Raw genomic sequence first — 22,744 nt, forward strand, 5'->3', positions numbered from 1 at the left:
TGGCGGCTTTTAGCCGCCTAATCCTTCTTATAAGCGTTACATGAAAAAATTCTTAAGTTAGAGGTGTACCCAGTTGCAAAAGATACATAAAATCATCACGGTGATGCTACTCTTATTCGTTGTACTGTTAAGCACAGATATAAAAGTCTATGCAGAACCAGAGGATAGCGTAAAGGAGTTGTTTGAAAAGCCAAAAGATGAAAACACTGAGACAAAACAAACTCCTGAAAAAGAAGCAGAAGATATCACTGTTCAGGAAAACACAACCGTAGGGATAACTGCCTGGGATATCATAAAGATGATTTTTGCAACGATCTTTGTGATTGCACTTCTTTACTTTTTACTGAAGTATATCAATAAAAAAAGCCATGGCTATAAAGATTCTCAATTGATTCAAAATATCGGGGGAGCTCCTCTTGGTGCAAACCGCTCTGTACAAATGATTAAGGTTGGGGAACGAGTTCTTGTGGTCGGTGTAGGAGAAAATATTCAGCTGTTAAAAGAGATTGAAGACGAAGCAGAAGTTCGTCAAATCATCGAAGATTATAACAACAAAATGGAGCAGCTAATAAGCCCAAGCGATATTGTGACAAAGGTTCTTCAAAGAACAAAAACTCTAAATGTATTTGAAAAGGAAAAAGAAAATACTTCATTTTCTTCTGTCCTGAAATCACAATTAGATAAAATTTCGAAGGATCGAAAGAAGTTATATGATGAAATGGAGAAGAAAGGGTCAGACGAAAGATGAATGAGTTTATGGAGTTTTTTAACACAAGCGACCCCACTAATGTATCAACATCTGTGAAGCTAATGTTGCTTCTAACCGTAATGTCCTTAGCTCCAAGCATCTTGGTTTTAATGACTTCTTTTACTAGAATTGTTATCGTTCTTTCCTTTGTCAGAACGGCGCTTGCCACACAGCAAATGCCACCTAACCAAGTAATCATTGGCTTATCGTTATTCTTAACTTTTTTCATTATGGCTCCTACATTTCAGGAGGTTAATAAGGAAGCTTTAACACCTTTGTTTAATGAAGAGATTTCGCTGGATGAAGCGTATGAGCGGGCAGCGATGCCACTTAAGGAATTTATGAGTGCAAATACGAGACAGAAGGATCTAGCTTTATTTTTAGAATATACAAAGGCAGATCGTCCTGAGTCCATTGAGGACATTCCGTTAACGACATTGGTTCCGGCCTTTGCCATCAGTGAAATTAAAACGGCGTTTCAGATTGGATTCATGATATTTATCCCGTTTCTCGTCATTGATATGGTAGTAGCTAGTATCCTCATGTCGATGGGGATGATGATGCTACCGCCCGTTATGATTTCATTGCCATTTAAAATTTTGCTCTTTGTCCTCGTAGACGGATGGTATTTAGTTGTGAAATCCCTATTAGATAGCTTTTAAGCAGGTGAAAATGTATGACTCCAGAAAGTGTAATCTCAATCGCAGAGCAGGGGATATGGGTGGTACTAATGGTCAGCGGCCCATTGTTGGTTCTAGCATTAGTAGTCGGATTGATTATTAGTATTTTTCAGGCGACCACTCAAATACAAGAGCAGACGCTGGCGTTTGTTCCAAAAATTGTTGCTGTTTTATTAGGAATTGTCTTCTTTGGAAAGTGGATGCTGAGTCATATGCTTTCATATGCCAATGATATTTTCTCTAATTTAACAAGGTTTGTGGGATGAATATATGCTAGATATGCTTCCAGAGTTTCCTGCGTTCTTATTAATTTTTGTTCGAGTAACATCCTTTTTCTTGATGATGCCAATTTTTTCGTATCGAACGATTCCGGCAACACATAAGCTAGGATTTGGTTTTTTTCTTGCCTGGATTATGTTCTATACGATTGATGCACCGGTACTTGAAATAAACGGTGCATACTTTTTATTGATTATGAAAGAAGCACTTGTCGGCCTATTAGTCGGTTTTATTGCTTACTTAATTCTTTCAGCTATTCAAATTGCTGGGGGATTCATTGATTTTCAGATGGGCTTCGCGATTGCAAACGTAATAGACCCACAAACGGGTGCTCAAAGTCCATTAACGGGTCAATACTTTTATATGATTAGTTTACTTTTCTTACTTAGTGTGAATGGTCATCATCTACTCTTAGATGGTGTTTATCATAGCTATGAATTTATACCGATCGATCAACCGTGGATTTCTTTTGGTGATGAAGCAATTGTAACGTTCGTGTTAAAAGCTTTTAGTTATATGTTCATGATTGCCTTGCAAATGTCTATTCCGGTTGTTGGAAGTTTGTTTTTAGTCGATGTTGCCTTAGGAATTGTAGCTCGTACAGTACCTCAGCTAAACGTATTCGTTGTTGGGCTACCAATAAAAATCGGCGTAAGCTTCATCATCATTATTGCAGTTATGGGTGTAATGATGGGAGTTGTCTCACAGCTATTTGAACAAATGCTGGTGACAATGAGAGGCCTTATGGATCTAATTGGAGGTTCATAAATGGATTTCGTAAGATTAAATTTACAATTTTTTGCTGGAGAGAAAACGGAAAAGGCAACGCCAAAAAAACGTCAAGATAGTCGAAAAAAAGGTCAGGTTGCCAAAAGTCAGGATATCAATACAGCGATCGTATTGCTTGCTGTATTTCTCGTACTGATGTTTGCCGGTAAGTACTTTTATACTTCCTTATTAAATATATTCCGTCATTCTTATCAGGAATATATCGGCATGGATCTGACAGAAAAAAATGTCCAAATGATTTTTCTCGATGTTATAGAAGAATTGGTCTTTGTTCTAGCCCCAATCATGGTAGTTGCCATGCTTGCCGGTGTGGTAGCTAACTATATGCAATTTGGTTTCTTATTTTCAACAGAGTCAATTCAACCTAAGTTGGAAAAATTAGACCCAATTAAAGGGTTTAAAAGAATTTTTTCAATGCGGGCGATCGTCGAGTTATTAAAATCGATATTAAAAATTGTTTTAGTTAGTGTAGCAACGTTTTCGGTGCTTTGGATGCGGAAGGAAGAAATCCTAATTCTTGCGCAAAAGTCCGTTGGTGCAAGTCTTGCTACAATAGCTAATTTAACAGTGCAAATGGGATTAATCGCTTGTGTTCTTCTTATTTTCTTGGCAGTACTCGATTATTTATATCAGAAATATGATTTTGAAAAAAATATTCGAATGTCAAAACAGGATATAAAAGATGAGCATAAGAACATTGAAGGAGACCCGTTGATCAAATCTAAGATTAAACAACGTCAAAGGGAAATGGCGATGCGGCGGATGATGCAAGAAATTCCAAATGCCGATGTCGTCATTACAAATCCAACCCATTATGCCATTGCCCTAAAGTACGATGAGAATAAACGAGATGCCCCTTTTGTCGTAGCAAAGGGTGTCGATTTTATGGCTCAGAAAATAAAACTTATCGCTAAAGAAAATGATGTCATAATGGTGGAAAATCGACCTTTAGCTCGTGCCTTATATAGCCAGGCCGAAATTGGGGATGTCATCCCTGAGGAATTTTTCAAAGCGGTAGCAGAAATTTTAGCGTATGTCTATCGAACGAAAAACAAAATCTAGACTACCACAAGTAATTATTTACCGGATTCTTAAAAAGACCGGTTAGTTTTAGGGATTGTGTCGTAAAGATGCAATCTTGATAGGGGGAACACCATGAAAGCAAAAGATCTTTCTGTATTGCTTGCAGTTATTTTAATAGTGGCTATGCTTATTATCCCATTGCCAACATGGTTATTGAGCTTGCTGATTATTGTCAATATCGCAATAGCATTACTGATTCTTTTAATATCAATGAATATCAATGAACCACTACAATTTTCAGTCTTTCCCTCGCTTCTTTTATTAGTAACGTTATTTCGATTAGGGCTGAATGTATCGACTACTCGAGCGATTCTTTCAACAGGTGAGGGTGGAGGAGTAGTAGAAACCTTTGGATCCTTTGTTATTGGTGGAAACATCGTTGTTGGACTAGTTGTTTTCTTTATCTTGGTTATCATAAATTTCATCGTTATTACTAAAGGTTCAGAACGTGTTTCTGAAGTAGCAGCACGTTTTACGTTAGATGCTATGCCTGGGAAACAAATGAGTATTGATGCAGACTTAAATGCCGGCATGATCTCAGAGCAGGAAGCTCGAAAACGACGAGAAAAGGTTAGTAGTGAAGCTGATTTCTATGGTTCTATGGATGGTGCCAGTAAATTTGTTAAAGGTGACGCTATTGCTGGGATCATTATCACACTTATAAACCTTGTCTTCGGGATCGTCATTGGTGCTGTACAGCTCGGACTCCCACTAGCAGAAGCTGCAACAAGATTTTCTTTGTTAACAGTCGGCGATGGACTAGTGAGTCAAATCCCGGCCTTATTAATCTCTACTGCTACAGGTATTGTTGTAACAAGAGCCGGTGCATCAGATGGAAGCTTGTCTCATGATATTTCGAAGCAGCTTCTTGCACAGCCGAAGATGATGTATGTTACTGGTGGAACAATCATCGTACTAGGTTTATTAACACCAATTGGAATTGTTATTACATTACCGGTTGGCGGTTTACTCATTTTTGCTGGTTATCGAATGTCTAGGACACCAATTGAAGAAAAGGAACCACTTGAAGATCTGGACGAACAAGTTCAGGCAGATGAAATGAAAAGTCCGGAAAGTGTCGTTAGTCTTCTCAATGTCGATCCAATTGAGTTTGAATTTGGCTATGGGTTAATTCCATTAGCAGACTCGAATCAGGGCGGGGATTTATTAGACAGAATTGTCATGATTCGAAGACAGCTTGCGATTGAACTTGGATTGGTCATTCCAGTTGTGCGAATTCGCGACAATATTCAGCTTCAACCGAACGAATATCGTCTTAAAATCAAAGGGAATGAAATGGCTCGGGGAGAGTTACTTCTTGATCATTATCTCGCTATGAGCCCTGGAGTTGAAGATGATTCGATTGAAGGAATCGATACGGTTGAGCCGTCATTCGGCTTGCCAGCTAAGTGGATTACCGAAGGCATGAAAGAACAGGCTGAAATATTTGGCTATACGGTTGTCGATCCACCTTCCGTTGTATCTACTCACATCACAGAGGTCATAAAAGCGAATGCTCATGAGCTTCTAGGTCGACAAGAAACAAAGCAGCTCATTGACCATGTGAAAGAAAGTTATCCAATTTTAGTTGAGGAAGTTACGCCAAACCCACTCTCTGTAGGAGAAGTACAAAAGGTACTTGGCAAACTTTTACGCGAAAATGTTTCAATACGTAATCTACCAATTATTTTTGAGACCTTGGCTGATTTTGGCAAAGTCACTTCTGATACTGATCTTTTAACAGAATATACCCGTCAGGCATTAGCGCGTCAGATTACAAATCAATATAGTACAAATGGACAAACTTTAAAGGTTGTCACAGTCTCCGGTAAAGTGGAGAAAATCATTGCTGATGGTGTACAAACAACGGAGCACGGAAACTATCTTTCCATCGATCCAAGTGTTTCACAAACCATTCTTGAATCGATTGCGAATCAAGTTGAGCAACTTTCTTTAATGGAACAAACACCGATTGTTTTATGCTCACCGGCTGTAAGAATGTATATTCGTCAATTAACAGAGCGTTATTTTCCACAAATTCCGATTTTGTCTTATAACGAGCTAGAGGCCAATGTTGAAGTACAAAGCGTAGGGGTGGTGAATATAGATTGAAGGTAAAAAAATACGTGGCATCCTCCATGCCAGAAGCAATGAAACAAATACGTTCTGAATTAGGAAATGATGCCGTCATTTTAAATTCAAAAATCGTATATACGGGCGGCTTTCTCGGTTTTTTTAGAAAAAAGAATATTGAAGTGATTGCAGCGATGGATCAGGTAGGGAAAATGGAGCCAAAGGTGAAAGAGAAGCCGAAGTTAACTCCGGTTTCTCAACCTGTGAAAAATGCGCCAATCGCTAAGCCTCAGGTGTTCACCACTCCAGAAAAAAGACAGGAGCGTCCATCTGGAGACTTACTCAATGAATTAGCTGAATTAAAGGCAATGGTGAAAAACATGAGTGCAACAGGTCAAGGAGGCAAGTCTTATCCTGGTCCTTTGGAAGGCCTATATCTTGAGCTCAAAAAGCAAGAAATTGAACCATATATCTGTGAAGAATTAATGGCTGTATTGTTAGAAAAATGGTACACCCTGGGTGCTGCTTCATCTGCGGAAGAGGTAAAAGCATGGTGTAAGGAATTGATGAAGGAACGAATCTCTGACCTGCCCTATGGAGAAATATCTTTCACGAAAAAATATGTGAACGTGGTCGGTCCAACTGGTGTTGGGAAGACGACTACTTTAGCAAAAATAGCCGCTGATTCGATCCTTAAATTCCATAAAAAAGTCGCTCTTATTACGACTGATACATATCGAATTGCGGCGATCGAACAGCTCAAAACCTATGCAAAAATATTGGCGATACCTTTAGAGGTTTGTTATAACCTTGATGATTTTAGAAAAGCCTGTGAAACCTTTAAAGATTATGATGTTGTTCTAATCGATACAGCAGGCAGGAATTTTCGCAACGAACAATATGTGGTCGAATTGAAGCAAATTCTTGATTATGACAATGAAATGGAAACCTTCCTTGTCCTATCTTTAACTTCAAAACAGAACGATATGGAAGAAATCTATAAACAGTTCTCAAGCATTACAATTAACCAATTTATTTTTACTAAAATGGACGAAACTTCATCGTATGGTGCGATGTACAACATGATTGACAAGTATCGAATTGGAGCAGCTTATTTAACTAATGGACAAAATGTCCCAGACGATAAGGTGGCAGCATCAGCAGACGTGATTACCAAACTGATTCTTGGGGATGAAACGAAATGAAAGACCAAGCTGAGGCATTAAGAAAAAAGTTACTTCAAAAAGACCAAAAATCGATGATAGCCAAAACATTAGCAGTTGTTAGTGGAAAAGGCGGAGTAGGAAAATCGAACTTTTCGTTAAACTTTGCCATTACCTTATCTAAGAAGGGCCATAAAGTGTTACTATTTGATATGGATGTAGGAATGGGAAATATCGACATTCTTTTAGGAAATAGTTCACAATATAGCATCGTCGATTTTTTTGACGAACAAGAATCTTTAAAGAATATTGTTACAGAAGGTCCAAATGGGCTCCATTATATCGCTGGGGGAACAGGACTCAGTCGTCTTTTTAAGGTAGAAGAGCGATTAATGAATAAATTTACGGAAGAACTTTCGGCCCTATTCGAATATTACGAATATGTCATTTTTGATATGGGTGCAGGTGTAACGGAAGAGTCGCTTCATTTTATTCTATCGGTCGATGAAATCATTTTAGTGACGACTCCTGAACCAACGTCTGTAACCGATGCGTATTCTATGTTAAAGCATATTCATATGCTAAACAAACAGGTTCCATTCTTAATCGTTGTGAATCGAGCACTTTCTGAAGAAGATGGTGTACAAACATTCAATCGACTAAAGATTGTTGCCAAAAGATTTTTAGACAGAGAAGTAGAGCCATTAGGGATGATTCCAGATGATCGTGCCATCCCACTTGCTGTCAAGAAGCAGGTACCATTTGTTTTAGATGGAAAATCGGCAGCCTCGAAAGCAATCATTCAAATTGTCGAGCAGTATGAACAACAGAATTTCACAGAACTTCAACCAGCAAGAACTTTTCATTTTGTTTCAAAGTTGAAGCAATTTCTCTTTGAAAGGTAGTGCTACCAGTCATGCAAAAAATTAAAGTGCTTATTGTCGATGATTCAGCATTCATGAGAAAACTGATACAAGATTTTTTATCAGAGCATCCGTCCATAGAAGTAATAGGCACAGCTAGAAATGGGGAGGACGCCCTAAAAAAAATTAAGGTATTGAGTCCAGATGTGGTAACGATGGATGTAGAAATGCCAGTACTTAATGGTTTAGATGCACTTCAAAAGATCATGAATGATCATCCAGTGCCAGTGTTAATGCTCTCCAGCACGACAAAGCAGGGTGCAGAAAATACGATGCAAGCGATGTCCTTGGGTGCTATAGATTTTATCGCAAAACCATCTGGTGCCATTTCACTAGATCTTTATAAAGTAAAAGAAGAATTAATCCAAAAAGTTATTTCTGCAAGTAAGGCGAATTTAACCCAGTTATCAAGAGACTCTCGTGGAGATTATGCAAAAAGGACTACTACTCCATCTGAGGATTGTAGTAAAATAGAACGAAAGGGACCAATATCTGGAACCCGAAAAAAAACTATTTCAAAAAAGCTTATCTGTATTGGAACATCTACAGGTGGCCCGAGAGCATTGCAGCAGGTTGTGACAAGACTTCCCAAAAATATAGATGTACCGGTATTTGTCGTGCAGCATATGCCAGCAGGCTTTACAAAAAGCCTCGCAGATAGACTTAATTCCCTCTCTGAATGCATTGTGAAGGAAGCAGTCGATGGTGAAATTGCTGAAAGAGGGACAATCTATATTGCTCCAGGAGGTTTCCACTTAACGGTCAAGCAAATGGGGACAAGCTTAATAATCCAATTAGATGACGTTACTCCTCCAAGAGGTGGCCATAGACCATCCGTCGATGTCATGTTTGAATCGATTAGCCATATCAATGAGTATTCAAAAATTGCAGTGATCATGACGGGAATGGGTTCTGATGGTTCACAAGGATTAATCGAATTAAAGAAAACTGGGGTAGTCACAGCTATTGCGGAATCTCAAGAGACATCTATTGTATACGGAATGCCAAAGGCTGCCGTAGCAACGAAATTAGTAGACGAAGTTCAAAATGTAGAAAAAATTGCTGAAGCAATTTTGAGATACATATAGGGTGTGTTCAAAAGGTCATGGAATGTACTTTTTCAATGACTTTTTGAACCTCTTCTACAAGTCGAGGGGGGTAAGACAAATGGAAATGAACCAATATTTAGAAGTCTTTATAGAAGAAAGCAAAGAGCATCTACAAAGCTGTAATGAAAGACTATTGGACTTAGAAAAAAATCCAGAGGATATGAACATTGTGAACGATATTTTTCGTTCTGCTCATACATTAAAAGGCATGTCTGCCACAATGGGTTATGAGGATTTAGCGAGCCTTACTCATCAAATGGAGAATGTGCTTGACGCTATTCGTAATCACAAATTATCAGTTTCACCTGAACTATTAGATATTGTTTTTCAAGCTACGGATGATTTGGAAGCAATGGTATTCTCAATTGCAGATGGTGGCGATGGTAAGAGAGACGTAAAAGAAGTAGTCGAAAAACTTAAATTAATTGAAAAGGGTGAAAGCCCTTCTCAAAGCTCTGCGAAATCAGAGGTGGCTGCCACGGCTACGGCTATCGCACCTGCTTCGGCTAAAGCAAAGAGTAATTATGATGAATTTGAATACACAGTTCTGCAACAATCTAAAGAACAAGGCTTCGAAGCATTTGAAATTACGATTGCTTTAAGAGAAGATTGTCTACTAAAAGCAGCAAGAGTCTATATGGTATTTGAAGTGTTAGAGAAGGTTGGAGAGGTTATTAAATCAACTCCATCTGTAGATCAGTTAGAGGAAGAACAATTTGATCAAGAATTTACCGTCTCAATTGTTTCAAAGGAGTCTCTAGAAGATTTGCAGAAAATGGTCATGAAGGTATCTGAAGTTGAGAAGGTTGAAGTCGTAACAATTTCTCTTGATGGCGACAGAAGTAATCAAGAGGAAATAGTAGAAGAAGTAATTGTTGATGAAGTTGCAAAAATTTCTAGTACTGATTCTTCTTCAGAAGAGCAAAAGAAATCTGCGACTACGAGCACAACAACTAAACAACCAAACAATAAAACGATCCGTGTTAATATTGAAAGACTAGACATTTTATTAAACCTATTTGAAGAGCTTGTTATTGACCGCGGGAGATTAGAACAGATTTCCAACGATCTAAAAAACCAAGAACTTCATGAAACAGTCGAAAGAATGTCGAGAATTACAGGAGACCTACAAAATATTATCTTAAATATGAGAATGGTGCCTGTTGAAACGGTATTTAATAGATTCCCGAGAATGGTGCGTCAGCTTGCGCGTGATCTTGGTAAGAAAGTGAATCTAGAAATCATAGGTGCAGAAACAGAATTAGATCGTACTGTAATCGATGAAATTGGTGATCCACTTGTTCATTTAATTCGAAATGCTTTAGACCATGGTTTAGAAACACCAGAGGTCCGTAGAGCAAATGGAAAGAATGAAGAGGGTTCGGTTGTTCTTAAAGCGTTCCATAGTGGAAATCACGTATTTATTGAGATCGATGATGATGGAGCAGGTATTAATCGTCGCAAGGTCCTTGAAAAGGCGATTAAGAATGGAATCATTTCTGAACAAACAGCAGCGACTCTATCAGATAAAGAAGTATTCGATTTAATCTTTGCATCAGGCTTTTCTACAGCAGACAAAATTTCTGATGTATCTGGTCGTGGCGTTGGTCTCGATGTAGTGAAAAATACGATAGAGTCCCTTGGAGGATCCATTTCGATCGATTCGAAAGAAGGCAAAGGTTCAACCTTCTCTATTCAATTACCACTTACATTATCGATTATTTCTGTCATGCTTGTGGAAATTGCAAAAGAGAAATTTGCTGTTCCACTTTCATCGATTATCGAAACAGCGATCGTGAAGAAGGATGAAATCTTAAATGCACATAATCAAAAAGTGATTGATTTCCGTGGGAAAGTAGTTCCACTTTTATTCTTAAAGGATATCTTCGAGGTTCCTTCTCAAGGCGAAGGAGATGACTTCTATTCTGTTGTAATCGTTAGAAAAGGTGACAAAATGGCTGGATTAGTCGTAGACTCCTTTATTGGTCAGCAAGAAGTCGTTCTTAAATCACTAGGAAACTATTTAACAAATGTTTTTGCGATTTCCGGTGCTACCATTCTTGGCGATGGACAGGTAGCTTTAATCGTAGATTGTAATGCCTTGATAAAATAAGTACTTAAAGGATAAGAGGAAGGTGACTGTTATGACCGAGACTTTAACAGATGACTTAAAATACATTGTTTTTCAACTAAAAGAAAAAGAATATGCAATTCCTGTTAATAAAGTACACTCCATTGAAAAAATTGAACATATTACTAGAGTTCCTGGTGTAAGTTCATATATCAAAGGTGTCTTAAATTTAAGAGGAGTCGTTACTCCAATTATTGATTTACGCCTTCGATTTGACATTGAGGAAGTGGCATATACAGATAGCACAAGAATCATCATTGTGTCATTCGATGATATGGAAGTCGGATTAATTGTTGATACAGCGAATGATGTCATTGATATTAAAGCAGAGGCGATAGAACCACAGCCTGAAGTTGTGGGTGTTGATGAAGCTGAATACATCAATGGTGTTGCTAAGCTTGATAAGAGATTGCTTATTCTATTAGATCTTGAAAAGATTCTACAACGTGATGATCTAAAAACTACTTATGGAAATGAAGGATAAATAAATGAGTTTCCTCGATAAATTTTCAACTGTCCATCTAGATGTGCTAAAAGAGGTGGGGAATATTGGTGCTGGCCATGCTGCCACCTCTCTTTCCACATTATTGAATAAAAAAATCGACATGAGAGTACCCAAGGTAAGTGTGGTTTCTTTTGATGAGATGATGGACATGGCTGGTGGTCCTGAAAATATCGTGGCAAGTGTCTTTTTAAGAATTGAGGGGGACGCTCCAGGTAGTATGTTTTTTGTTCTTTCGATAGAGCAGGCAAATACCTTTATTAAACAGATGATCAATGATGTTCACTTTTCATTTGAAAATCCACCCTATCATGAATTAGCGATGTCTGCTTTGCAGGAGTTAGGGAATATCTTATCTGGTTCCTATTTGTCATCATTATCCGATTTCACAAATTTGGATTTATATCCTTCAGTCCCAGCGTTAAGTATTGATATGGTTGGTGCAATTATTAGCTTTGGCTTAATTGAGCTATCTCAAGTTAGTGATTATGCAATCGTAATTGACACTGCTTTAGACGATGATGACACTCATTCTTCGGAAAGTGTTAAAGGGCATTTTTTTCTCTTGCCCGACCCGGACTCCTTTGAGACGATTTTTAAAGCTTTAGGAGTAGCTGAAGATGAATGATACTGTTCAAATCGTGAAAGTCGGAATTGCTGATATGAACATTGTGACGACACCTAATCTGATTCGAACTTCTGGACTGGGTTCCTGTGTTGGAGTGGTCGTTTACGATCAGGCGAAGGAATTGGCGGGATTAGCTCATGTGATGCTACCTGATTCCTCTCTCGCAAAAAGTGGAATTATGAACATAGCGAAATATGCCGATACTGCTGTGAAGGAGCTTGTTAGCCGGATGATTGAACTAGGCGCAAGAAGCTACTCACTGAAAGCAAAAATTGCTGGCGGTGCTCAAATGTTTCAATTTACTAGTAGTAATGACATGATGAGGATTGGTCCTCGAAATGTGGAAGCAGTTAAGAGAGAGCTTGCTATGTTAAAAATCACCTTAGTTGCAGAGGATGTTGGAGGAAGTAGTGGACGAACGATCGAATTTGATCCTAAAACATGCTTACTTAATATTCGTACTGTTAATAAAGGGATCAGAGATTTATAGTGGTGTAATCAGTCCTTTTTATTAAAAGGGCTGATTTTTTCTGTAATCAATTATATTGATCGTGAACAAATTTGAAGTCATCTAATATGCACATCATTAATTTGATATAATAGAATAGAGTTCACTAAGTCCTAAGATTGAATTTTACCATCAAATTTGTCGATGGTCCTAGGAGGTTACGATGGGAATTGTGTTGACAGCTGAGGAACAAATTATATGGGAAAAATGGATTTCTGCTAGAGATGAAGAAGCGGGAAATCTGTTAGTGAAAAAATACATGCCCCTTGTCAGCTACCATGTTCAAAGGGTGTCTGTTGGCCTTCCGCGAAACGTATCTAGAGATGATATCCATAGTTTGGGATTAATGGGACTGTACGATGCTCTGGAAAAGTTTGACCCGACGAGAGATTTAAAATTTGATACTTATGCTTCCTTTAGAATACGGGGGGCTATTATAGATGGTTTAAGAAAAGAAGATTGGTTATCGAGAAGTACAAGAGATAAAGCGAAAAAAATTGACGCTGCCATCGGGAAGCTTGAGCAAAAGCTGATGCGAAATGTTACGGCAAAAGACATTGCCAGCGAGTTAAATCTTACGGAAGAAGAAGTCGTGACGACAATGAACGAACATTTCTTTTCCAGCGTACTCTCGATTGACGAGAATCCAGGCGAGCAAGAAGAGAAAGATGGACAAAACTTTGCCATTAAAGATACAAAGGCCGAGATTCCTGAAGAGAAAGTGGTAAAAGACGAACTCATTAAAGAAATGGCAGAAATGATTTCCCATCTCAATGAGAATGAACAATTGGTTCTTAGCTTGTTTTACCAAGAGGAATTGACATTAACAGAAATTGGACAGGTCATGGATTTATCTACATCAAGAATTTCACAAATTCATTCAAAAGCAATTTTTAAATTGAGACAATCACTAAGCAAAATGGTCTAGCATCCAGATTAACAACTATAAAGATATAACTAGAAAGAAGGTTGGCAAAATGGATACTCCGTTTCGAGTAAAGATTTCGAAGAATCAATTAGAGGCTTATATCGAATTGCAAGAGCAACTTGATGAAGATTTTACAATTTCAGTTGGTGAGCTAGAAGCTTTTTTGAAAGAACATCAAGTAGTCTTTGGCATCATCCACACAAAGCTTCAAGAGATTGCAATAGAGCCATCGAATATCGAGTACCCGTTTTTAATTGCTGAAGGAATTCCTCCTCAGCATGGTGAAGATGCATATTTGACTGTTGAATTTAAAAAAGAAGAAACAAAGCAGAAAGAAAAGGTGAATTTCCGAGAGGTTCTTGATATTCCGTCAATAAAATCGGGTGAAGTTATGGCATCAGCAATACCACAGACCTTTGGTATTAATGGCACAGCGGTAACTGGAAAAGTACTCCCAGCCCACGACGGGAAGCCTTTAAAGGTTAAACCGGGGAAAAATGTGATACAAAATGGCAATCAATTCATAGCAACGATTGACGGAGAAGTGAGTATTACCCATAAAGCCATTACAGTTAACCCTGTTTTTGAAGTGAGGGGCGATCTAGACTTAAAAACAGGAAATGTTAATTTTGTAGGAAATGTCGTTATTCATGGTAATGTGCCAACGGGCTACGAAGTGGTTGCAGGCGGAGATATTAAGGTATATGGTCTCGTTGAGGGAGCACAGCTAGTAGCTAGAGGAAATATTCTTATTTCTGGTGGAATTGCTGGAGGTAATCGTGGAAATGTTGTTGCTGGTGGAAGTATTCAAGCCAATTTTTTAAATCAAGCAGCTATAAGAGCGGGGCAGGATGTTATTATTCATACTTCCTCGTTGCATAGTAATGTTGAGGCCAAAGGAGCGATTTATTGCAAGAACGGTCATGTTATTGGTGGTACGCTACGTTCTGGTAAAGATATTTATGTGAAGGAACTTGGCAACGATCTCTATACAAAGACTGGTCTTGCAGTTGGTTATGACCCATCCATTGACAAAAAGGAATTGAGCCTCAAAGAGGAAGCTGAACAGATTTCTGAAAATGTTAAAAAACTGGAACTGATTGAAAATAAGATTCTAGTTTCCCTTAAACAAAAAGGACAGGTGACAGAACAAGAAAAAGAGCTTCTCCTTAAGCAAAGAGCAACAAAAACGCAGCTTGAGAAACAGTTAGAAAGTACTCTTAGGAAGCTAGAAGTGATAGAGTTCGAGAAAAGTGATCGAAGCAATTTCAGTATCTTCGTATATGATAAAGTTCATCCTAACACGAGTTTGCATTTTGGGAAATACTCAAGATTGGTTCATACGACTCACTCGTATGTTAGATTTTATATAAGAAATAGTGAAATAGTTTTCGACCCAATTTGATGAACCTGCTATATTAATGAGAAGTAGTTTTCACATAGCCTTAACTGAATAATTTAGTATAAAAAATCAAGGACGTGGTTGAAGATGAGCCTCAAAGCGATTGAAATGCAGGTTGCACTTCCTAGAACATTAGATGCACAGAAATTACAAGAGCAAATGCAACAACGAGGTCAATTACAAACTGATTTTTCCGCTGAGAATGTGAAAAAGGAAGAGATAAAGAAAGAGCATACTGTTTTGAAGCAGGAGCAAAAGGATATTGCTAGGTTTCAAAAAGAAAGAAACCAGGAACATCATTCGGGCGACCGAGGTGAAAAAAAGGATAAAGAGCACCAGCAAAAAGAAAAACACCCTTATAAAGGTACACGTGTGGATTTTAGTGGATAGAGGGATCGTATGACAATTTTAATCATATTTAGTATCGTACTTAATGTCGTTGCCCTATTTTGTATCGCAATTCTGTACTTGCGGCAAAATAGACTTCTAGAAGTAGAAAAAAAACAGGAAAAACTCATTAAAGAAATGGAAGAGGTTATCTCAACGTATTTAATGGAAATGACCGAGGAAAATGAAAGATTTATTAATAAGGTCAGAGAGATGACAACTAAACAAACAACGAAAGAATATATAGCAGAAGAGCCGATAAAGGTAGAAGTCGATTTGGAGCGACCAGCGCCTAGAAAAGGCAATGTATATCAAGCGGTTCAAGCGTACAAAAAAACACCGTCCTCCAATACAGTGAAACAACAAGAGAATGCAGTGGAAATCACTCCTGCCACTGAAGTACCACCACAACAGGAGAATGACAATAATTCTACTGATCTATATTCTCAATCGTTTTATTATCAGGCTCTTTTACTTAAGAAACAAGGTCTGTCGATCGAGGACATCGCGCGAAGACTTAATAAAGGAAAAACCGAAATAGAGTTACTATTCAAATTACGACAAAATGAATAAGAATGACTTGATTCGCATCTCTACATATGCTATATTTACAAATGGTGTTAATACACACGTTCATGGATTTAGGCAATTGGTGCTGTTGCAAGACAGTTTTTGTCTAAAAATGATATGAGCGGAGGCAAACAAAACCATTTAGGAGGAAATAACACATGTCAGTAATTTCTATGAAGCAATTGCTTGAAGCTGGTGTACATTTCGGACACCAAACTCGCCGTTGGAACCCAAAAATGAAGAAATATATCTTCACTGAGCGTAACGGCATCTACATCATCGACCTACAAAAAACAGTTAAGAAGGTTGAAGAAGCTTATAACTGGGTAAAAGAATTAGCTGCTAATGGTGGTACAGTTCTTTTCGTAGGTACAAAGAAACAAGCTCAGGATTCTGTTAAAGAAGAAGCAGAACGTTCTGGAATGTACTATGTTAACCAACGTTGGTTAGGTGGAACATTAACAAACTTCGAAACAATCCAAAAGCGTATTGGTCGCTTAAAAGATATCGAAAGAATGTCTGAAGACGGTACTTTCGAAGTATTACCTAAAAAAGAAGTTGTTCAATTAAAGAAAGAACAAGAACGCCTTGAAAAATTCTTAGGCGGAATTAAAGATATGAAGCAACTTCCAGATGCTTTATTCATCATCGACCCTCGTAAAGAGCGTATTGCTGTAGCTGAAGCTCACAAGTTGAACATTCCTATCGTAGGTATCGTTGATACTAACTGTGATCCAGATGAAATCGACGTAGTTATCCCTGCGAACGATGATGCTATCCGTGCAGTTAAGCTTTTAACAGCTAAAATGGCAGATGCGATTTTAGAATCTAAGCAAGGTGAAGAAGTAGCACCTGCGTAATTGTTAGGTGTTGGAGCAATAAAAGCTCAATAGATCTGCTTGAATGAAGGTGATAAGAGGGCTTTACCCTTCTTTATCACCTTTTTTTGAGAATTATTTACAAATCATAGATTAGCTTTCGCTAGTCTTGCAAAAAATAACGATACATACCTTAAGGAGGATAACCAAAATGGCAATTACTGCTCAAATGGTAAAAGAACTGCGTGAAAAAACTGGCGCAGGTATGATGGACTGTAAAAAAGCGTTAACAGAAACAAATGGTGATATGGAAAAAGCAATTGATTTCTTACGTGAAAAAGGGATTGCTTCAGCTGCGAAAAAAGGTGACCGTATTGCTGCAGAAGGTCTTACTACTGTAAAAGTAAACGGAAACGAAGCTGTAATCTTAGAAGTTAACTCTGAAACTGACTTTGTTGCGAAAAACGAAGGTTTCCAAACACTTGTACAAGAATTAGCCGATCACTTACTTGCTAAGAAGCCTGCAACTGTAGAAGAAGCTGTTGCTCAAACAATGGATAACGGTGCTACTGTTGAAGCTCATATTAACGCTGCAATCGCTAAAATCGGTGAAAAGTTAACTTTACGTCGTTTTGTAATTGAAACTAAAACTGATAACGATGCATTCGGTGCTTACCTACACATGGGTGGACGCATTGGTGTATTAAGTGTTCTTGAAGGAACTACTGACGAAGAAGCTGCTAAGGATGTTTCTATGCACATCGCTGCATTAAACCCTAAGTTTGTTTCTCGTGACGAAGTATCTGCTGAAGAAGTAGAGCGTGAGCGTCAAGTTCTTACTCAACAAGCATTAAACGAAGGAAAGCCTGAAAACATTGTTGCAAAAATGGTTGAAGGACGCCTTGGAAAATACTTTGAAGATGTGTGTGTTAACGACCAAACATTCGTTAAGAACCCAGATCAAAAAGTTCGCCAATTTGTTGAATCAAAAGGCGGAAAAATCCGTAGCTTCGTTCGTTATGAAGTAGGAGAAGGTATCGAAAAGCGTGAAGATAACTTTGCTGAAGAAGTTATGAGCCAAGTTAAAAAATAATTGACAGTCAGATAAGTTGTCTCTAACTTGAGACAGCGTTCTTATCTAAAAAGTAGGGGACACATTGTGTTCCCTCTTTTCAAAGAAAAGGCTCTTTTCGTAAATGTTGTTGCTTTCGATTCATAAATTGGTATACAAATTAACTATATTGCTAAAAAAACAATTTGGGAGCAACGAAAAGTGCCGTGCAAAAATCATGTGTGCCCTTAAACCTAATAGGAGGGGTAAATGTCGGCTCTTGGACATTTACGAAAACTACAATCATTGCGAAAACAGCAAAAGTAAAAGGATACAATTTTCTCCTTGGAGGTCGCGTTCGACTTCGTGGATACAATAGACTTCAAGGAAATTGAAATATACATATGGAGGTTCCAATGAGCAGTCCAAAATACAAACGAGTTGTCTTAAAGCTAAGTGGTGAAGCTTTAGCCGGAGAAAAAGGTTTTGGAATTAATCCAACCGTAATTAAATCAGTGGCAAATCAAGTAAAAGATATAGCAGAATTAGGTGTTGAAGTAGCCGTTGTGGTTGGTGGTGGCAATATCTGGCGTGGAAAGATTGGCGAAGAAATGGGAATGGATCGAGCAAATGCTGATTATATGGGCATGCTTGCAACGGTTATGAACTCATTAGCTCTTCAGGATAGCCTTGAACAAGAGGGTGTAGAAACTCGCGTTCAAACATCTATCGAAATGAGACAGGTAGCTGAGCCATACATCCGTAGAAGAGCGATTCGTCATCTTGAGAAAAAGAGAGTTGTCATTTTTGCTGCTGGAACAGGAAATCCATACTTCTCTACAGATACAACTGCAGCCTTACGTGCTGCAGAAATTGAAGCAGATGTCATCCTCATGGCGAAGAACAATGTGGATGGAGTATACTCTGCCGATCCAAGAATTGATGCTAATGCGAAGAAATACGATGAACTTTCTTATTTAGATGTATTAAAAGAAGGCTTAGCAGTTATGGATTCTACAGCATCATCTTTATGTATGGATAATGATATCCCACTCATTGTTTTTTCAATCATGGAGAATGGAAACATTAAAAGAGCTGTTCTAGGTGAAACAATTGGAACTATTGTAAGGGGGAAAAACTAATGCCAAAACAAGTCATTGCTAATGTAAAAGACAGAATGACAAAAGCTATTGGGGCTTATACTCGTGAGCTTGCAAGTATTCGCGCTGGACGTGCAAGTGCTTCTCTACTAGACAGAATCACTGTTGACTATTATGGTGCACCAACTCCAGTCAACCAGCTTGCTGGTGTGTCAGTTCCAGAAGCTCGTCTTCTAGTGATTCAACCTTATGACAAATCTGTTTTAGGAGAAATTGAAAAAGCGATTTTGAAATCGGATCTTGGTTTAACACCAACGAACGATGGTAGTGTGATTCGCTTAATGATTCCTCAATTAACAGAAGAGCGCCGTAAGGACCTTGTGAAAGTCGTGAAGAAGGAAGCGGAGGAAGCAAAAGTAGCAATCCGTAACATTCGTCGCGATGGTAACGAGGATCTTAAGAAGCTTGAGAAAAACGGTGAAATAACTGAAGATGCACTTCGTGGATATTCAGATGATATTCAAAAAGTAACAGATGAGTATATTGCGAAAGTAGATAGTCTTACTAAAGATAAAGAAAAAGAAATTTTAGAAGTATAAGGTTCTTCCTCAGGCCCTCTAATCTTTAGGGGGTTTTTCTTTTATTATCTGCTTCTGTGTCTTAAAAAGGTTGGCATGTACATATTTTATTAGAGACTTCATTTTATTGAGAAAAATATATTCTATCCCTATTTTGTATGCTATCTTCTTAATAAATCTTTATTTTTAGTTGGAATAGCAATAAAGTTTGAGAAAAGAACCATAATTTTTGGTATGATAGATGCAGAAAAGGTAAAATAGTGGAATATATTGACTTTAAGGATCTGTTTTTCTCATAAAATAATACCTGCCGATTGAAGCGAACTGTACGTAGAATCAGAGAAAAATCATCCTTTGGAGGAGCAGAAATAATGTTAGATAAAATGAAGCCTTGGAAGAACACGAAAAATTCTTCCGTTCTCCGAGATAAGATAGAAGTGATAAAAGAACAGTCTATCCCAGCTCACGTAGCGATCATTATGGACGGTAATGGTAGATGGGCAAAGAAAAGGGCGTTGCCTCGAATTGCTGGTCACCATGAAGGGATGAAAGTGGTGCGTAAAATTACTAAGCTTGCTAATCAGCTTGGAATTAAAAGACTCACTCTTTATGCTTTCTCCACAGAAAATTGGAAGCGTCCGAAAACTGAGGTTGATTACTTGATGAAGCTCCCTGAGGAATTTCTAGGGACGTTTTTGCCAGAGTTGGTCGAGGAGAATGTTAGAGTCGAGATGATGGGCTATAAAGAGAGCTTGCCATCCCACACTCTTAAGGCGATTGAAAGAGCAATGAACGCAACAAAAGAAAATAATGGATTAGTATTAAATTTTGCCCTGAATTATGGTAGTAGAGCAGAGATTGTCGATGGGGTCAAACGTGTCTTAGATGATTACAAACGTGGTATAATAAGTGAAGAAATGTTGAATGAGGATTCTTTTTCAACTTATTTAATGACAAAGAATACTCCAGACCCTGATCTCTTAATCAGAACGAGTGGAGAAATTCGCTTAAGTAATTTTATGCTTTGGCAATTGGCGTACACAGAGTTTTGGTTCACAGATGTGCTTTGGCCTGATTTCAATGAAAATCATCTATTGGAGGCAATAGAAGTATATCAAAATCGCCAAAGACGATTTGGTGGAGTATAACGAAGGTGTTGAATATATAATAATGAAACAAAGAATTATTACAGCAGTTATCGCAGCAGCCGTTTTTCTACCAATAGTTATATTAGGTGGACTGCCAATTGTTTTACTAGCATATTTATTGGCATCTGTTGCTTTGTATGAATTGTTAAAAATGCGAAATCTAAAGATTTTTTCCATTCCAGGTATTGTTTCATTGATTTTATTATGGATTATTTTGTTACCGGAAGGAATTTGGCCAGATATAGCGCTGACCAAGATTGAGGTTGCTGCCATTGCAGTCTTACTCTTTCTAAGTTATACAGTGATCACAAAAAATAAGTTTACTTTTGAGGATGTTGGCTTTTCCATTATCGCGATTGTTTATGTAGGCTTAGGCTTCTTCTATTTTATTGAAACGAGAGAAGAAGGTATTGTGTACATTATCTACTCCTTGTTCATGATTTGGGCAACGGATTCTGGTGCTTATTTTATGGGACGTGCTTTTGGTAAAAGAAAGCTATGGCCTGAAATTAGTCCTAATAAAACAGTTGAAGGCTTCTTCGGCGGGATCGTATGGGCTGTTATTGTCTCTATTCTTTTTGTTATTTTCACGGATATCGATGCATCTTTCCTTGAGTTTGGTATTTTAACGATTGCTTTATCGATATTTGGGCAACTTGGGGATTTGGTCGAGTCTGCTTTGAAAAGACATTATAATGTCAAAGATTCTGGTAATATTCTTCCAGGACACGGTGGGATACTAGACCGTTTTGACAGTCTCTTATTTGTATGGCCGCTTTTAAACTTCTTTTATTTATTATAGAATGGCGGTTTACTTCCATTTTTAAATTTCAACTTTAAGAATTATCCAGCGCTAGGACCATTGATAGTTTTTTCTGTATTCGAACGATAATCCGTTAACCGGAAATGCGGGGTTGTTTTAACGAGGACCCTAATTCAATACTGATAATCAATGGTCCTGCGCTTTTCTTATTTCAGGAGTGAATTTGGTGAAATATATTAGTTTATTGGGAGCAACAGGTTCCATCGGGACACAGACATTGGATATTATTCAAGAACATCCTAGTGAGTTTCGTCTAGTTGCGATGTCGGTGGGACGTAATATAGCACTTGCGAGAAAAATTATAGTAGAAAATAAGCCTGAACTTGTATCTGTAGTGAATAAAGAAGATGCTGATCGTTTAAGACATGAGTTTCCTAATATCACGTTTACTTACGGTGCAGAAGGTCTAGTAGAAATTGCTACATATCCGAAAGCTTCCATATTACTTAATGCAGTCATCGGAAGTGTAGGGCTTTTTCCAACACTGGAAGCAATTCGGAATGGAAAAACAATCTGTATAGCCAATAAGGAAACTTTGGTCACTGCGGGTCATTTAGTAATGAACGAAGCAAGAAAATACGGTGTTCCAATCCTCCCAGTGGATAGTGAACATTCAGCGATTTTTCAAGCGTTACAGGGAGAGAAAGAAAAGAACATTGAAAGACTTATTCTCACTGCATCTGGAGGAAGCTTCAGAGACAAGAATAGAGAAGAATTGCAGAATGTAACTGTAGAACAGGCCCTAAACCATCCAAATTGGTCTATGGGTGCAAAGATTACGATTGATTCTGCATCAATGATGAATAAAGGGCTAGAAGTAATTGAAGCACATTGGCTATTTGATATCCCATATGAAAAAATAGATGTCCTACTTCATAAAGAAAGCATTATTCACTCCATGGTTGAATTCCACGATAGTAGTGTAATTGCACAATTAGGAACACCGGATATGCGAGTGCCAATCCAATATGCCTTAACATATCCGGATAGACTCCCATTAAAGACTGCTAACCGCCTTAATTTAGCTGAAATTGGTCAGCTCCATTTTGCTAAGATGGACATGGAAAGATTCCGTTGCCTTCATTTTGCTTTTGAGGCCGGAAAAATTGGAGGAACGCTGCCAACTGTATTGAACGCAGCCAATGAAACTGCGGTGCAAGCCTTCTTAGATGGAAAAATTACTTTCCTTCAAATAGAGGATTTCATTGAAAAATCATTGAGCTCTCATAAACCTGTGATGAATCCGAATCTTTCTCTCATTCAGGAGGTAGACTTAGAGACAAGAGCATATGTGAACACACTTCTACAATAAAAGGTGGTTAT

24 protein-coding genes are annotated in these 22,744 nt (G+C 38.1%); all 24 read left to right on the forward strand.

Features of this window, described 5'->3' with window-relative positions; all coding sequences use genetic code 11:
- Window positions 1-73: 73 nt before the first annotated feature.
- The 24 genes from FAR12_RS02875 (at window position 74) to FAR12_RS02990 (ending at window position 22,733) form a co-directional block, all read left to right on the forward strand.
- Entirely contained in the window at window positions 74-748 is a 675-nt protein-coding gene (locus tag FAR12_RS02875) for a flagellar biosynthetic protein FliO (protein ID WP_246010284.1), read from the forward strand.
- Window positions 745-1,410 (forward strand): flagellar type III secretion system pore protein FliP, encoded by a 666-nt coding sequence (fliP, locus tag FAR12_RS02880; protein WP_126405961.1) that lies wholly within the window; start codon window positions 745-747, stop codon window positions 1,408-1,410. Before FAR12_RS02875 ends, fliP begins: the two co-directional genes overlap by 4 nt.
- Before the next feature lie 14 nt (window positions 1,411-1,424).
- On the forward strand, window positions 1,425-1,694 hold the full coding sequence (gene fliQ / locus FAR12_RS02885) for a flagellar biosynthesis protein FliQ (RefSeq protein WP_126405963.1): 270 nt from the start codon (window positions 1,425-1,427) through the stop codon (window positions 1,692-1,694).
- Window positions 1,695-1,698: 4 nt separating this feature from the next.
- Window positions 1,699-2,475, forward strand: coding sequence for a flagellar biosynthetic protein FliR (gene fliR / locus FAR12_RS02890; protein ID WP_126405965.1), 777 nt, complete (start codon window positions 1,699-1,701; stop codon window positions 2,473-2,475).
- Entirely contained in the window at window positions 2,476-3,558 is a 1,083-nt protein-coding gene (gene flhB, locus FAR12_RS02895) for a flagellar biosynthesis protein FlhB (protein WP_126405967.1), read from the forward strand.
- Between the two features lie 93 nt (window positions 3,559-3,651).
- Entirely contained in the window at window positions 3,652-5,691 is a 2,040-nt protein-coding gene (gene flhA, locus FAR12_RS02900) for a flagellar biosynthesis protein FlhA (protein ID WP_126405968.1), read from the forward strand.
- On the forward strand, window positions 5,688-6,857 hold the full coding sequence (gene flhF / locus FAR12_RS02905; protein WP_126405971.1) for a flagellar biosynthesis GTPase FlhF: 1,170 nt from the start codon (window positions 5,688-5,690) through the stop codon (window positions 6,855-6,857). Before flhA ends, flhF begins: the two co-directional genes overlap by 4 nt.
- Window positions 6,854-7,720 carry a MinD/ParA family protein gene (locus FAR12_RS02910; RefSeq protein WP_126405973.1) on the forward strand — a complete coding sequence of 289 codons (867 nt, stop codon included), beginning with the start codon at window positions 6,854-6,856 and terminating at the stop codon, window positions 7,718-7,720. Before flhF ends, FAR12_RS02910 begins: the two co-directional genes overlap by 4 nt.
- Window positions 7,721-7,731: 11 nt before the next feature.
- On the forward strand, window positions 7,732-8,826 hold the full coding sequence (locus FAR12_RS02915; protein WP_126405975.1) for a protein-glutamate methylesterase/protein-glutamine glutaminase: 1,095 nt from the start codon (window positions 7,732-7,734) through the stop codon (window positions 8,824-8,826).
- A 79-nt stretch (window positions 8,827-8,905) separates the two neighbouring features.
- Window positions 8,906-10,960, forward strand: a complete 2,055-nt coding sequence (locus FAR12_RS02920) for a chemotaxis protein CheA (protein ID WP_126405977.1) — start codon at window positions 8,906-8,908, stop codon at window positions 10,958-10,960.
- Window positions 10,961-10,991: 31 nt separating this feature from the next.
- Window positions 10,992-11,462 (forward strand): chemotaxis protein CheW, encoded by a 471-nt coding sequence (locus FAR12_RS02925; protein ID WP_126405979.1) that lies wholly within the window; start codon window positions 10,992-10,994, stop codon window positions 11,460-11,462.
- A 4-nt stretch (window positions 11,463-11,466) separates the two neighbouring features.
- Window positions 11,467-12,108: a chemotaxis protein CheC gene (locus tag FAR12_RS02930; protein WP_126405981.1), complete on the forward strand. Its 642-nt coding sequence runs from the start codon at window positions 11,467-11,469 to the stop codon at window positions 12,106-12,108.
- On the forward strand, window positions 12,101-12,598 hold the full coding sequence (locus tag FAR12_RS02935) for a chemotaxis protein CheD (protein ID WP_126405983.1): 498 nt from the start codon (window positions 12,101-12,103) through the stop codon (window positions 12,596-12,598). Before FAR12_RS02930 ends, FAR12_RS02935 begins: the two co-directional genes overlap by 8 nt.
- A gap of 181 nt (window positions 12,599-12,779) precedes the next feature.
- Window positions 12,780-13,544, forward strand: a complete 765-nt coding sequence (locus FAR12_RS02940; RefSeq protein WP_126405985.1) for a FliA/WhiG family RNA polymerase sigma factor — start codon at window positions 12,780-12,782, stop codon at window positions 13,542-13,544.
- A 49-nt stretch (window positions 13,545-13,593) separates the two neighbouring features.
- Complete coding sequence (locus tag FAR12_RS02945) at window positions 13,594-14,949, forward strand: FapA family protein (RefSeq protein ID WP_126405993.1); 1,356 nt, start codon at window positions 13,594-13,596, stop codon at window positions 14,947-14,949.
- Window positions 14,950-15,033: 84 nt separating this feature from the next.
- A complete protein-coding gene (locus FAR12_RS02950; protein ID WP_126405996.1) occupies window positions 15,034-15,336 on the forward strand; it encodes a hypothetical protein in 303 nt (100 codons plus the stop codon).
- Between the two features lie 9 nt (window positions 15,337-15,345).
- Window positions 15,346-15,906 carry a hypothetical protein gene (locus FAR12_RS02955; RefSeq protein ID WP_126405999.1) on the forward strand — a complete coding sequence of 187 codons (561 nt, stop codon included), beginning with the start codon at window positions 15,346-15,348 and terminating at the stop codon, window positions 15,904-15,906.
- Between the two features lie 155 nt (window positions 15,907-16,061).
- Window positions 16,062-16,763, forward strand: coding sequence for a 30S ribosomal protein S2 (gene rpsB / locus FAR12_RS02960; protein ID WP_126406002.1), 702 nt, complete (start codon window positions 16,062-16,064; stop codon window positions 16,761-16,763).
- Window positions 16,764-16,932: 169 nt separating this feature from the next.
- Window positions 16,933-17,814, forward strand: coding sequence for a translation elongation factor Ts (gene tsf / locus FAR12_RS02965; protein ID WP_126406005.1), 882 nt, complete (start codon window positions 16,933-16,935; stop codon window positions 17,812-17,814).
- 374 nt (window positions 17,815-18,188) lie between these two features.
- Window positions 18,189-18,914 (forward strand): UMP kinase, encoded by a 726-nt coding sequence (gene pyrH / locus FAR12_RS02970; RefSeq protein ID WP_126406008.1) that lies wholly within the window; start codon window positions 18,189-18,191, stop codon window positions 18,912-18,914.
- Window positions 18,914-19,471, forward strand: coding sequence for a ribosome recycling factor (gene frr, locus FAR12_RS02975; protein ID WP_126406011.1), 558 nt, complete (start codon window positions 18,914-18,916; stop codon window positions 19,469-19,471). The genes pyrH and frr overlap by 1 nt, the downstream gene beginning before the upstream one ends.
- Before the next feature lie 350 nt (window positions 19,472-19,821).
- Window positions 19,822-20,598 (forward strand): undecaprenyl pyrophosphate synthase, encoded by a 777-nt coding sequence (gene uppS / locus FAR12_RS02980; RefSeq protein ID WP_126406014.1) that lies wholly within the window; start codon window positions 19,822-19,824, stop codon window positions 20,596-20,598.
- 22 nt (window positions 20,599-20,620) lie between these two features.
- Window positions 20,621-21,400 (forward strand): phosphatidate cytidylyltransferase, encoded by a 780-nt coding sequence (locus FAR12_RS02985; RefSeq protein ID WP_126406017.1) that lies wholly within the window; start codon window positions 20,621-20,623, stop codon window positions 21,398-21,400.
- A gap of 187 nt (window positions 21,401-21,587) precedes the next feature.
- Window positions 21,588-22,733, forward strand: coding sequence for a 1-deoxy-D-xylulose-5-phosphate reductoisomerase (locus FAR12_RS02990; protein ID WP_126406020.1), 1,146 nt, complete (start codon window positions 21,588-21,590; stop codon window positions 22,731-22,733).
- Window positions 22,734-22,744: the final 11 nt, after the last annotated feature.

It is taken from the genome of Bacillus yapensis, from assembly GCF_005280205.1.
In the GTDB taxonomy this organism is placed as follows: domain Bacteria; phylum Bacillota; class Bacilli; order Bacillales; family Cytobacillaceae; genus Robertmurraya; species Robertmurraya yapensis.

What these genes read in the sequence shown, in the direction of transcription:
- FAR12_RS02915 (WP_126405975.1), top strand. Translation starts at nt 7,732, where the DNA reads ATGCAAAAAATTAAAGTGCTTATTGTCGATGATTCAGCATTCATGAGA.
- fliP (WP_126405961.1), top strand. Translation starts at nt 745, where the DNA reads ATGAATGAGTTTATGGAGTTTTTTAACACAAGCGACCCCACTAATGTA.
- uppS (WP_126406014.1), top strand. Translation starts at nt 19,822, where the DNA reads ATGTTAGATAAAATGAAGCCTTGGAAGAACACGAAAAATTCTTCCGTT.
- FAR12_RS02910 (WP_126405973.1), top strand. Translation starts at nt 6,854, where the DNA reads ATGAAAGACCAAGCTGAGGCATTAAGAAAAAAGTTACTTCAAAAAGAC.
- rpsB (WP_126406002.1), top strand. Translation starts at nt 16,062, where the DNA reads ATGTCAGTAATTTCTATGAAGCAATTGCTTGAAGCTGGTGTACATTTC.
- FAR12_RS02920 (WP_126405977.1), top strand. Translation starts at nt 8,906, where the DNA reads ATGGAAATGAACCAATATTTAGAAGTCTTTATAGAAGAAAGCAAAGAG.
- FAR12_RS02925 (WP_126405979.1), top strand. Translation starts at nt 10,992, where the DNA reads ATGACCGAGACTTTAACAGATGACTTAAAATACATTGTTTTTCAACTA.
- FAR12_RS02950 (WP_126405996.1), top strand. Translation starts at nt 15,034, where the DNA reads ATGAGCCTCAAAGCGATTGAAATGCAGGTTGCACTTCCTAGAACATTA.
- FAR12_RS02955 (WP_126405999.1), top strand. Translation starts at nt 15,346, where the DNA reads ATGACAATTTTAATCATATTTAGTATCGTACTTAATGTCGTTGCCCTA.
- flhA (WP_126405968.1), top strand. Translation starts at nt 3,652, where the DNA reads ATGAAAGCAAAAGATCTTTCTGTATTGCTTGCAGTTATTTTAATAGTG.
- FAR12_RS02940 (WP_126405985.1), top strand. Translation starts at nt 12,780, where the DNA reads ATGGGAATTGTGTTGACAGCTGAGGAACAAATTATATGGGAAAAATGG.
- fliR (WP_126405965.1), top strand. Translation starts at nt 1,699, where the DNA reads ATGCTAGATATGCTTCCAGAGTTTCCTGCGTTCTTATTAATTTTTGTT.
- tsf (WP_126406005.1), top strand. Translation starts at nt 16,933, where the DNA reads ATGGCAATTACTGCTCAAATGGTAAAAGAACTGCGTGAAAAAACTGGC.
- FAR12_RS02945 (WP_126405993.1), top strand. Translation starts at nt 13,594, where the DNA reads ATGGATACTCCGTTTCGAGTAAAGATTTCGAAGAATCAATTAGAGGCT.
- pyrH (WP_126406008.1), top strand. Translation starts at nt 18,189, where the DNA reads ATGAGCAGTCCAAAATACAAACGAGTTGTCTTAAAGCTAAGTGGTGAA.
- frr (WP_126406011.1), top strand. Translation starts at nt 18,914, where the DNA reads ATGCCAAAACAAGTCATTGCTAATGTAAAAGACAGAATGACAAAAGCT.
- fliQ (WP_126405963.1), top strand. Translation starts at nt 1,425, where the DNA reads ATGACTCCAGAAAGTGTAATCTCAATCGCAGAGCAGGGGATATGGGTG.
- flhB (WP_126405967.1), top strand. Translation starts at nt 2,476, where the DNA reads ATGGATTTCGTAAGATTAAATTTACAATTTTTTGCTGGAGAGAAAACG.
- FAR12_RS02930 (WP_126405981.1), top strand. Translation starts at nt 11,467, where the DNA reads ATGAGTTTCCTCGATAAATTTTCAACTGTCCATCTAGATGTGCTAAAA.
- FAR12_RS02985 (WP_126406017.1), top strand. Translation starts at nt 20,621, where the DNA reads ATGAAACAAAGAATTATTACAGCAGTTATCGCAGCAGCCGTTTTTCTA.
- FAR12_RS02935 (WP_126405983.1), top strand. Translation starts at nt 12,101, where the DNA reads ATGAATGATACTGTTCAAATCGTGAAAGTCGGAATTGCTGATATGAAC.